The following is an 11,854-nucleotide window of genomic DNA, read 5'->3' as shown; positions in this document are numbered from 1 at the left end:
ATGGCTAGCTACAAGAATATGAGGAGGAAGAGGAATGAAGGAGATAGAGGTATTAAAAGAACGATTCCCATTAGTAAATAACCTTATTGCAACGGAAGAAGTATTTTGGGTAAACCCGAATATAGAAAAGTATGAAACGGCAATAAAAGGTTCGCCGCTGAATGAAGAAAATGTAAAAGACGCGGAAGAGAGATTAAAGCGTTTTGCACCATATATTGCGAAAGTTTTTCCTGAAACGAAAGGAATGAACGGCATTATTGAATCACCTTTAGTGAAAATACCAGCTATGAAACAATCTTTAGAGAAAAATTACGGGCAACCAATATTAGGAGAATTACTATTAAAATGTGATAGTGAGCTTCCAATATCAGGATCAATTAAAGCTAGGGGCGGCATTTATGAAGTGTTGAAACATGCTGAGCAATTAGCATTGCAGCATGGAATGTTAACAGAACAAGAGGATTACTCAATTTTAGATAGTGATATGTTTAGAGAGTTTTTTGCAAAATATTCTATTGCGGTAGGTTCGACAGGGAATTTAGGACTTAGCATTGGGATTATGAGTGCAAAACTAGGTTTTAATGTGACTGTTCATATGTCAGCGGATGCGAAACAATGGAAAAAAGATTTATTAAGAAGTAAAGGTGTAAACGTTATTGAATATGAGGCTGATTATAGTAAAGCAGTAGAAGAAGGAAGAAGGCAAGCAGATGCTGATCCTAGCTGTTATTTTGTAGATGATGAAAACTCGCATGATTTATTTTTAGGATACGCAGTAGCGGCATCGCGATTACAAAAACAATTAGAAGAGTTAGAGATTGTAGTAGATGAAGAACATCCTTTATTCGTTTATCTTCCGTGCGGAGTAGGGGGCGGACCTGGCGGAGTAGCATTCGGCTTAAAATTATTGTATAAAGACAATGTGCATTGTTTCTTTGCTGAACCGACACATTCCCCGTGTATGTTACTCGGTTTAATGACGGGGCTTCACGATAAAATTGCCGTTCAAGATATCGGTATTGATAATGTAACAGATGCGGATGGACTTGCGGTAGGAAGACCATCTGGATTTGTCGGTAAAACGATGGAACCATTTTTGAGTGGAAATTACACAGTAAGTGATGAAGAGTTGTATAGATTATTAAAAGAACTGGCTGATACTGAAAATATTTATTTAGAGCCTTCGGCGTTAGCGGGTATGATTGGGCCGCTTAATGTATGTAAAGCTGAAAATGATTATTTACAAAAACAACAGTTAACTGAGAAGGTAAAGAAAGGTACACATATTGTGTGGGGAACTGGAGGTAGTATGGTTCCAGAAGACGTGATGAATGGGTATTATAAAACAGGTGTGGAATTAACGTTAAAATAAAAATGAGGCTATTTACAGCCTCATTTTTTTCATGTACATAAAATTCTTTGTTATTTTCACAATAGTTCTTTATAGTATATATAAAGGATAACTAATATTGAATAAATATAACAAACAGCTTTATTTTACATAATAAGAGGATGTGTATACGATGTCATTACAGACTAAATATATAGCGGGTATTTCGCTTGGGGTTATGGGCGTAGGTTTTGTGGCTTCAATCCCTTTTCAAGGAACGATAGCTGGAGAGATTATTCAAGGGGGATTTGAAGCTGGGTTAGTCGGTGGACTTGCGGATTGGTTTGCGGTTACAGCTTTATTCCGTCATCCGTTGGGAATTCCAATTCCACATACAGCATTATTACCAAAAAATCGTAAGCGGGTAACAAAGGGGCTCGTTTCTACGTTAGAAAATGAATGGCTGACGAAAGAAAGTATTACAAGTAAAGTAAAAGACATGCAGCTAGCACAAATGGTACTGCAAATTGCTGAGAAAGAGTTACAGTCTGATGCTGTGAAAAAAGGAATTGTAACAATTGCTGAGAAAGCGATTCTTCAAATAGATACAGAAAAATTAGCTGTTATTATTGAAAAAGAATTAAAAACGTATTTGCATACAATTAACACAAGTAACATATTACAAGTGCTTGTTGATCAATTAGTTGTGCAAGAATATGATGAAAAAACATTGGATTACATATTAGTAAAAGTGAAGGATTGGACAGCTCAAGATGAAGCACGTTATCAGCTAGGAAGCTTAGGTATGAAGGCGATGGAAAACATAAAAGTAGATGGATTCCTGCAGTTTACTTTGAAGTCATTTATGAATATTGTAGATGAAGATAAAATCGGCAGCATCTTGCAAAAATTTGTTATTAGTAATATTAACAGTTTGCAAAATGCTGATAATAGTACGAGACAGCTTATATTAATGAAGATTCGTCAAGAGCTTATTAATGTGAAGGAAAACGAAGCTTTATTACAGGAGTTAGAGAATTGGAAAGAACGATGGATTGCAAATTGGGATGCTACTGACAAAATAAAAGAGATGCTAGGGCAAGTACAGAGTAGGGCAGTTACCTTCGTGCAAAATGAAGAGTTTGCTGATAAGTACCTTGTTCCATTTTTAAAAACGCAAATGAATAAAGTAAAAGAGGATGCAAGTACTGTTCAAAAAATAGAAGAGTGGTTACAAAAACAAGTTGTTATTTTTGTTGAAAAGAATCATTCGAAAATTGGAAAGCTTGTGCAAGAAAACCTTGATAAGTTAGACGATAAAACATTAATCGAAATGATTGAAAATAATGTCGGTAAAGATTTGCAGTGGATCCGTGTGAACGGAGCTGTTTGTGGCTTTATGATTGGATTAGTGTTAGAAGGGATTAAAGCGATTATATGAAAAAAACCTTCCGCAATTGCGGAAGGTTTTTCTTATTTTTCAATAACGCTCATATTTAAATTATAAGCTTTCTCAATATTTAACTTGTACGTGCCATTTCCAATTTTAATCGAATTTTTATACCAATGTTCTTGGTTGTTTAATTCTGGATGTTCTTCTGAAGAAGTATTTTCTTTTTTCGTTAAATCTTCTACTTGTTCCCAAGGTGTGCTTCCATGTGTTTCTTTTTGATTTGTTACTGCTGTTAAAGATACATCACTCTCTTTTGCAAGATGGACAGACACTCTTGAGCTTTCCTGTACAAACCAATTATTTTGTAATTGACCTGGATAAAGAGATAGTTCGTTATTTGAAGCACGGATTTCCACATTTTTATTTTGCGGAAGAACAAGCGTTGGTTTCACCTGTGATGCTGAATTAAATAACGTATGCTGAACAGGTAATGATTTTAAAGTGATATACATCGTTTCTCCAGCCGTTTGAACTGAAAGGAAATCATCTCGTTTTAAATTGAGTTTTTCATTTGCTTTCGTGGTCATTTCATAAGTTCCCAAAAGATGAATTTGATTTGTATTATTTCCCTCTATCGTTAGAGGCTGATGTCCTGCATCTACTACGATTTTTTTGATAGATTCAGGTATATCAAATTGTCCGTCTGGAATATTACTCGTTTGCCTCGTTGTGTTAATAGAATGACGAACTTCTTCTAGTAATCCAGTCGATAATAAACAGTAAAAAGCAATTCCAACACTTCCTAAAACGCCGATAAAGAAAATACTAAAAATATCATATTTAATAAATGGTTGTTCCTTCTTAGAAAATAGAAGGTATAGTAAAATTTCAGCGCCAAGTATAATAAGTAAAACAGGCCACCATGCTGTTAATGTATCCAATACTTGAGTGCCTTTAATGACTGAAAATAGTAAGAAACAACCTAATGTAATAATGGAAAGCCCCATTGAGAATGTTCCAACGCGCCATGTTCTCATTCGTTTGTACCACCTTTGTTTTCTTTATTTCCAAGTAACAATTTAAAGCCGCCACCAATTAAGAGGAGTGCAACGATAGATGTTTGGAAATAGCGATAATATAGTTCGCTAAGATGAATGTTAAATATAGTTGCAAAATAATCGTCCAAAATAGGAAGGAGTGTTTGATCTAATAATTGATAACCACCTAATGCAATTAATCCGATACCGATCCATCTTTGATGATTTATGAAATAATCGATGATAGGTTCGTCATGTACGCGTTCTTTTCCGTATTTTGCAGTTTGTTGTAAAGCATCAAAAAAGCTATAAAACCAAATGATTGGTACTAAAAATAAGAAGGCAGATAATCTTAATAAATCAAGTAAATAAATAGATAGTAAAAAGGCTGCCATAAGCTGAAGACCACGACGTTGTAAGCCTAAATACATATGTCCTGCTCCAGGAAACATTGCTAAAATGGAAGCGAATGTTTTACTTTTCTTTCCTTGTTCTCGGTGCTCTTCAAAGTCTTCAAAAATAGTACGATCAACTAATTGCTCGCCACGTTCTTTTTTCTGTAGTTGCTGAACAACATCGAAGAAATTATAAATCCATAAAACAGGTAACGTAATAAGGAAGATAAGGAAACTTCCTTGAGATGTTAATAATGTCACAAATATAATCATGCTGCCTAAGCCTGCGCAAGCGACTAAAAATGTAAGACCTCGTTGCATAAGCCCTAATTGGAAATGACCAAGTCCAGGGATGATTGATAGGAGAATGATATAAAATCGTTCGCTCTCTTTAGAGGACTCTGTAAATTCTCCGGCAGCTTGTTTTTTCGATTGATTAATAATAGTGATAACTAAATCTAATAAATTGATCGCCCATAACACGACTAGTAAAAATAGAGAAAGAAAAGCAATATCACGCGCTCCTAATGCTATTGTACAAAATGCTGCAAAGATAAATAGAAATAAAGCCCCTCCGCTATATAAAATAAAACGTCCAAATTTCTTTAAATATAAATGTCCAAGCCCAGGAATTAGCCCTAATACAAGTGCTAAAAAGGGATTTTTATTCATGCTTTGAACCTCCATCCTTTTTTGATGTGTCTACCGATTTGTTTACAATTTGTTGTGAGATAGAAGTCTCATTTTCTTTGGAAGATTTCTCGAAATTTGATGTCGCTGTGAAAATATATTGGAATAAACCACTTACCATAAAAATAATTGTAGCCGCAGTTGCAATTATGTAGTGAATAATCGTGCGCTTTAGTGAGTTTGTTTTTATATTTTCATTAGGTTGTAGCGTTTCAAAATTAATTTGCGTCATAACTTCGTTTGTAAATGAATCATCATTTATCATTGGAAGGTTTTCATGTTGTTCATCAATACTTTCCATGTAAAGTGCTAAACAATGATCACATTCATAAAGGTGTTCGTCCATAGATTCACGTTCATTGCTTTCTATAAAATCTAATGTATAATTGCGCCAATCTTCTTTTGAATAATGCATCATAGAAACTCTTCCTCCTTCCAATGTTTTTTTATCCATTTTCTTGCCCGATACAGTTTCATTTCGACTGTTTTCACTTCGATGTTTTCTTGGAAAGCAATTTCTTGATAACTTTTTTCCTCTAAGTAATGCGCGAGAACGACGTCACGGTAATTGTCGGGAAGTTCTCTTAGTTTTTGAGAAATGAGTAATTTTTGCTCTTTCGTCAATAGTAAAGCTTCAATGTTATGAGAGGATTTTATATTTTCCTCTGTTTCTTTACATAAGGAGAGTTCTTCGTTTTCTCTAGCTTTCTTTCTCTTATAATCAATAGCGTGATTGGTGGCAATACGTGCCATCCACGTTTTTAATCCGCGAAATTGATAATTTGGGAGAGAGGTGTGAATTTTTACGAATACTTCTTGTGTAACATCTTTAGCATCTTCTTCATGTCTTAAAATAGAAAAGATAACTTGAAAAATATAATGACGATATGTTTGTACAAGGATACGAAAAGCATGCTCGCTTCCTTGCTGTGCTTTTTCAATTAATTGTTTTTCCTCAATCGGTCTCTCCCTCCTTTTTGACGCATTCTATTATATAGACGTAAAGAATGATAAGTCACCCTACACATTTTGTAAAAAAAGAATAATATATTTTTAGCAGGAGGGCTATATGAAAAAGGTGTGAAAAAATGGTAAAGAGAAGTATATAATGAGCAAGTAGGAAATGTTACATGAGAAAGGATGTGAATGTTAGTAGGGGAAGGTCCATACTAACAAACATGAAAATTAAAATATTAATAGCAGATGATAATTCTTTTATTAGAGAAGGCATGAAAATTATTTTAAATACATACGAAGAGTTCGAAGTATTAGATACTGTAAATGATGGGGAGGAAGCTGTAGCATATTGTAAAAAGCATGAAGTCGATATTGCGCTTTTAGATGTCCGCATGCCAAATATGAACGGGGTAGAGGCGACGAAGCTCATTTGTGAAGAGACGAAAACGAAACCGCTTATTTTAACGACGTTTGATGATGATGAATATATTTTGGATGCAGTAAAAAACGGAGCGAAAGGTTATTTATTAAAAAATAATGATCCGGAGCGTATTCGTGATGCAATAAAAGGTGTATATAACGGCCAAACTGTTATGCAAGATGTAGTGCTTGATAAAATTAAGTCTAATTTAATGGAAAGTAAAGAGGAAGAATCTAAAATAGATAAGAGTCTTTTTACAGAAAGAGAGCTTAGTATTATCGCATTAATTGCGAAAGGTTTCTCTAATAAAGAAATTTCGAAGCAGCTTTTCATATCTGAAGGCACAATTGCAAATTATATTACATCAGTTTTAGGGAAAACTGGACTAGAACATCGCACGCAAATTGCGATTTATTACTTAACAGGGAAAGTAGATTAATGTTATGGAATTTTGGTTAACTATAAGTAAATTAATTGTATTTATATATATTGTGTGTAGTTATATTTACGCAAATGTTGCAAACTTACCATGGATTATATTTACACTGCTTATATACCTTTCAGTAAACGTAATGATCTCTATATTAAAAAAAGATACATACAAAAGGGTTTTAATTTGTGTGTCAATTGGTGTAGTAATTTTATTTACATGGAAGGTGCATCCGTTTTTTATTTTGTTTTTACCTTTGAACTTATACGAAATAACATCAAATTATATAGAGGGGAAATGGCTGCTCTTTTTCATTATGATGCTCCCTATTACTTTTACAAATGAAAGTATTCAAATGACGTATGGATTAATTGTTGCATTTTCTTTTCTCATTTTAACTATGGCAGATTGTTATATCGCTCGAGTATTAAAGCTTGAATCACAAAATGATAAGATTCGAAAAGATATGCAACGACTGACGAAAAGTTTACATGAAAATAAAGAGTACATAAGGCAATCAGAGTACACGTTTAAGTTAGAAGAGAGAAATCGGTTATCACAAGAGATTCATGATAAAATCGGTCATTCGATGACAGGTGCACTTATTCAAATGGAAGCAGCAAAGAGATTAATGGAAATAGATAAAGTAAAATCTGAGGAGTTATTACAAAATGCAATTCATATTTCGAAAGATGGCATTGAAAGCATTCGGGTTACATTAAAAAACATGAAGCCACCAACAGAGCAAATTGGCATTCATCGTATGAAATTATTCATAGAGGAATTTGCAGGTAAGCATGATGTGAACATTCCTTTCGTTTATAAAGGAAACTTAGATATGATTTCTCCAATTCAGTGGAAGATTATCGGTGAAAACGTTACGGAGGCGTTAACAAATGCAATGAAATACGCTGATGCGACAGTTATTTCTATAGATATTCATGTACTTAATAAGATGGTTAAAGTACAAGTGAAGGATAATGGAAAAGGTGCAGTGCTTGTAAAAAAAGGTCTCGGTATTATGGGTATGGAGGAGAGAACAGCATCTGTAAACGGGAAAATTATTGTAGATGGGACAAGTGGTTTTTCAGTAACGATGTTGTTGCCGATATAGGAAAGTGTGATGAGGATGAATCATCTCATATGAAAAAAGTGAATATTCTCATGTGAAAAGAATGAAGTTCTGCACTGAGCAGGTTCATTCTTTTTGTTTATACTGATAGCAGAGAAACCGAAATAGGGGTGAAATGATGAATATATTGGAAATTAAAAACTTAACGAAAAAATTTGGTGATTTCATCGCGGTAGATAATATGTCTTTATCTATTAAAGAAGGAGAAATATTTGGATTTTTAGGATCGAATGGTGCTGGTAAGAGTACAACGATAAATATGATTGCTGGCTTGTTAAGAAGTAATGAAGGTGAAATTAGCATACTAGGAAAAAATATAAAGAAACATAATCGATTTGCGAAAATGAACATCGGTATCGTTCCACAAGATATTGCAATATATGAAGAGCTAACCGCCTATGAAAATGTGAAATTCTTTGCCGGATTGTACGGACTAAGAGGGGCTGAACTAAAAGCGAGAGTAGAGGAAGCACTTCAATTTGTTGGGCTTAGTGATAAACATAAAAGTTACCCGAAAAACTTTTCTGGCGGGATGAAAAGAAGGCTGAATATCGCTTGTGCAATCGCTCATAGACCGAAGTTAATTATTATGGATGAACCGACAGTTGGAATTGATCCGCAGTCAAGGAACTACATTCTTAAGTCTGTCCGAAAATTAAATGAAATGGGAAGTACGATTATTTATACGAGTCACTACATGGAAGAGGTAGAGGAGATTTGTACGAAAATAGCAATTGTAGATCACGGTAAAGTAATTGCAGAAGGCACGAAAGAACAGTTAAAAGCGGTTATTACCGATACGAAAGATGTTTGGATCGAAGTGAAGTCAGTAGAAAACTTAGATGTAGAAAAATTAAAAGAGATAAGTGGTGTGAAAGCTGTTCAAATCGAAGAGAACGTAATTAAAGTGAATTCTGATGCAGGATTAAACAATTTAAATAAAATTATTCAACATTGTATTAATCACGATATTGAAATTCGTTCGTTAGAGGAGCAGGCTCCGAACTTAGAAACAGTATTCCTTACGTTGACTGGAAGAAATTTACGAGATAAATAAAGGGAAATGAAGAAAAGGTAAAGGGAGGTTCATCAATTGAACATCTTCAATATTGCAGTTATGCATATTAAAAGAGATTTCAGGGACGTAAGAACTTTAGTTTTTATGTTAGCATTTCCGATTGTGCTTATGCTTGTATTAGGAACCGCGTTAAGTAACGCATTTAATAGCGATAGTCATTCGATTAAAGATATACAAGTGCTTTATAAAGATGAAGCGGGCAGCACGTTTTCTCAATCATTTGAAGCATTTACGAAAGAGGTCGATAAATCGGGTATCCATTTTAAAAAAGCTTTTGAGGGCATAGATGGGAAAGAAGAAGTGAAGCAAAATAAATATGCTGCATATGTAGAATTGAGTAAAGATGGTGCGAAATTTTATGGGAGCGACAGAAGTAGTATTGAAGGGAGTATTGTTGAAGGAATGCTTACGACATTTGTTGATAAGTACAATGTAGCGGCAGAAGTTGCAAAAGTAGATCCGAGTAAGGTTAGCGCAGTTATTTCAAACGGAAATCATAACGATTATATAAAAGAAACATCATTACAAACTGCTAAAAAACCGGGTTCTATGGATTACTATGCGGTCGTAATGACGACAATGATTGCATTGTATGCTGCAATGGGGGCAAGTTTTTTAATTCGAGGAGAACGAGTACGAAAAACAGGAGATCGATTAATTGCAGCACCTATTAGTAAGGCTGAAATTTTCATTGGGAAAGTGCTCGGTAGTCTTGTAGCAAATGCACTTTGTCTATTACTCGTTGTTTTATTTAGTAAATTTGTTTTTCAAGCGAATTGGGGCGACCATCTTGGAATCATATTTATTATTTTACTAACAGAAGTCTTTCTAGCAATTAGCTTCGGTTTAGGAATCGGATATATTACAAAAACAGGTGAGGCATCTAGAGCAATTATTATGGTTGTTGTGCAATTAGCTTCTATTTTTGGTGGTGCTTATTTCGTAGTGGAAGAAAATGTCGTTACGAATTTATCGCCATTAACGTGGGCCAACACAGCCATTATGAAAATTATTTATGCAAATGACATAGGAGCAGCACTGCCGGTTATTTCTTTAAATCTTGGAATTTCAGCAATCTTTTTATTAATTGCGATTATCGCATTACGTAGACGGGAGGGGCTGTAATATGAAAGATATTTTATGGCTCATACGAAAAACATTAGCTGCGCTTTTAAAAAATAAAAAAGGATTATTGCTTATTGTAAGTTTTCCGATAATAGGAACACTCATTTCTTTTTCAATATATGGGAATGTAGGGCAAGGAACGTTAAATATTGGGGTTATAAATAAAGAAAATCAGCCTATCGCAAATGATACAGTGAAATTTTTAGAAGGACTCAATCATGTAAATATTAGTAAAATTAAGGAATCTGAAGTGGAAGATAAACTCACTTCAAAAAAACTTGATGGTGTTATTACATTACAGTCTGGTTTTTCCGAAAGTGTTCGAGCAGGGAAACCGAGTCATATTGAAGTTTCATCGATTAAAGGTGATCAAGTAACAGTATTTATAAAATCATATTTATATAACTATGTTGATAATATCACTGCGATTAGTAAAGTGGCAGGGGCGGATCAAAGTACGTTTGATAGTATGTACGCTGGTTATCAAAAAGGTTCATTTAAAGTAAAAGCAGAGACACTTGAAGATACTTCGAAAAATAAGGATATGACAAATCAAACGATTGGTTATCTTATCATGTTTATGCTATTTTCGGCAGCGAATTTATCTGGAATTATTTTAAAAGAAAAAGAGAACAGAACGTATTTTAGATTATTATCGACACCGATAGATGGAAAGAAATTTATATTATCTAATGTCGCGGTGAATATGATTATACTAACAATGCAGATTGTAATTGCCGTATTATTTATGAAGTATGTTTTTCATACAAATATAAATATGCCTTTCACAGTGATGATTGGTGTACTCATGATATTTGCTTTAATCGCAATTGGTTTGTCTTTAGTAATTGTGTCTTTTGCGAAAAATTCAACTGCTTCAAATGCGATGCAAAATGTCGTCATTGTACCGACATGTTTATTAGCGGGATGCTATTTCCCCTATGATATTATGCCGAAAACGGTACAAAAAATAGCTAATTTTTTACCGCAACGCTGGCTAATGGACACGATTACGAAATTACAGCAAGGAATTCCATTTTCAGAGTTGTATTTAAATATTTTAATCTTATTCGCCTTTGCGGTAGCATTCTTCTTAATTGCTATTTATAAGTTTGGAAGAAATAATGATGCAAGGAACTTTATTTAATGAAAAAAGGTGTGGCGTAATGCCACGCCTTTTTTGTATTCGTAATTTAAAGTATCTTTTGTAATATAGGAATGCTTTTGTAGAGCACTTCATTATGTGAAGCATGCACAATATATGTAGTGCCATCTAAAAGAAAAACGCTATGCAATACAGCGTTACCGTCACCGTGTTTTGTAAGTATATCACCGACAACTTTTCCGTCTGCCCATTTCAGCTTGGAATGTGAGGGAACGACTTGTAAATATTGAATTGTTTCCACCCCATCTCCTGCAATAAGTGTAGTTTCAATATTTCTTTTCTCTATAATAAATCTATTTGCATTTAATGTATCGAGGAATGGATTTTTCGTTTTCATCTTGTTATAAGGAAGAAATGTAATAGAAGAGCCGGATCTTATAAATAAATAATTTCCGTAATCTTTACAAGGAATAGCATCTTGTAATCCTGGAAAGTAAAGGTGTATCGCTTCAACTTTATCCATATTATAAAAGGTGCTTAAGTAATGAATGTATTGTTCCATATAAAAATGAACAATATTTATTTTAGAAGAGGCATGAACAGGGAGACTACCTCCAGTCCAATAACTATAATTGGGAGGAGATCCAGCGTTTGGTGTACAGAGTATAATAAGTTGCTCTACATCGTATTCATATTCTTCACTTTGAACGTAAGAACGTGCAAGAAGTCCACCCATACTATGACAAACTAAATTTAGTTTG

General features: G+C 34.0%; 12 protein-coding genes. 7 read left to right on the top strand and 5 right to left on the bottom strand.

All coding sequences use genetic code 11. From position 1 onward, the window contains the following. The first annotated feature begins 34 nt into the window (after nt 1-34). Both dsdA and KI356_RS19365 read left to right on the top strand, forming a co-directional pair. Nucleotides 35-1,372, top strand: a complete 1,338-nt coding sequence (gene dsdA / locus KI356_RS19370; protein WP_128281500.1) for a D-serine ammonia-lyase — start codon at nt 35-37, stop codon at nt 1,370-1,372. Between the two features lie 151 nt (nt 1,373-1,523). Beyond that, entirely contained in the window at nt 1,524-2,771 is a 1,248-nt protein-coding gene (locus tag KI356_RS19365) for a DUF445 domain-containing protein (protein ID WP_212936168.1), read from the top strand. Between the two features lie 32 nt (nt 2,772-2,803). Here KI356_RS19365 and exsE read toward each other — a convergent pair whose 3' ends face one another. Genes exsE through KI356_RS19345 form a run of 4 tightly spaced genes read right to left on the bottom strand, consistent with a single transcriptional unit; the run spans nt 2,804 to nt 5,748 of the window. Further along, entirely contained in the window at nt 2,804-3,760 is a 957-nt protein-coding gene (exsE, locus tag KI356_RS19360; RefSeq protein ID WP_128281498.1) for an exosporium protein ExsE, read from the bottom strand. Further along, nucleotides 3,757-4,827, bottom strand: coding sequence for a hypothetical protein (locus tag KI356_RS19355; protein ID WP_128281497.1), 1,071 nt, complete (start codon nt 4,825-4,827; stop codon nt 3,757-3,759). Before KI356_RS19355 ends, exsE begins: the two co-directional genes overlap by 4 nt. Then, the gene (locus tag KI356_RS19350) at nt 4,820-5,263 is read right to left on the bottom strand and encodes a hypothetical protein (RefSeq protein ID WP_212936167.1); all 444 of its coding nucleotides are present in this window, start codon (nt 5,261-5,263) and stop codon (nt 4,820-4,822) included. Before KI356_RS19350 ends, KI356_RS19355 begins: the two co-directional genes overlap by 8 nt. Then, entirely contained in the window at nt 5,260-5,748 is a 489-nt protein-coding gene (locus KI356_RS19345) for an RNA polymerase sigma factor (RefSeq protein ID WP_212936169.1), read from the bottom strand. The genes KI356_RS19350 and KI356_RS19345 overlap by 4 nt, the downstream gene beginning before the upstream one ends. A 275-nt stretch (nt 5,749-6,023) precedes the next feature. On the opposite strand from KI356_RS19345, the gene KI356_RS19340 reads away from it, so the two are divergent. The 5 genes from KI356_RS19340 to KI356_RS19320 all read left to right on the top strand — a co-directional run bounded on the left by KI356_RS19340 (nt 6,024) and on the right by KI356_RS19320 (nt 11,135). Next, nucleotides 6,024-6,662 (top strand): response regulator transcription factor, encoded by a 639-nt coding sequence (locus KI356_RS19340; protein ID WP_128281495.1) that lies wholly within the window; start codon nt 6,024-6,026, stop codon nt 6,660-6,662. 4 nt (nt 6,663-6,666) lie between these two features. Then, nucleotides 6,667-7,767 carry a sensor histidine kinase gene (locus KI356_RS19335; protein ID WP_212936166.1) on the top strand — a complete coding sequence of 367 codons (1,101 nt, stop codon included), beginning with the start codon at nt 6,667-6,669 and terminating at the stop codon, nt 7,765-7,767. Between the two features lie 136 nt (nt 7,768-7,903). Then, nucleotides 7,904-8,842: an ABC transporter ATP-binding protein gene (locus KI356_RS19330; RefSeq protein WP_128281493.1), complete on the top strand. Its 939-nt coding sequence runs from the start codon at nt 7,904-7,906 to the stop codon at nt 8,840-8,842. 36 nt (nt 8,843-8,878) lie between these two features. Further along, a complete protein-coding gene (locus tag KI356_RS19325; protein ID WP_212936165.1) occupies nt 8,879-9,988 on the top strand; it encodes an ABC transporter permease in 1,110 nt (369 codons plus the stop codon). Nucleotide 9,989: 1 nt separating this feature from the next. Further along, entirely contained in the window at nt 9,990-11,135 is a 1,146-nt protein-coding gene (locus tag KI356_RS19320) for an ABC transporter permease (RefSeq protein ID WP_212936164.1), read from the top strand. Between the two features lie 46 nt (nt 11,136-11,181). On the opposite strand, the gene KI356_RS19315 is transcribed toward KI356_RS19320, so the two are convergent. Then, nucleotides 11,182-11,854 (bottom strand): esterase/lipase family protein (locus KI356_RS19315; RefSeq protein ID WP_212936163.1); only part of this gene is annotated, 673 nt, incomplete at its 5' end.

Source organism: Bacillus hominis (assembly GCF_018332515.1).
In the GTDB taxonomy this organism is placed as follows: domain Bacteria; phylum Bacillota; class Bacilli; order Bacillales; family Bacillaceae_G; genus Bacillus_A; species Bacillus_A hominis.
This window is presented reverse-complemented; position numbering and strand designations above follow the sequence as displayed.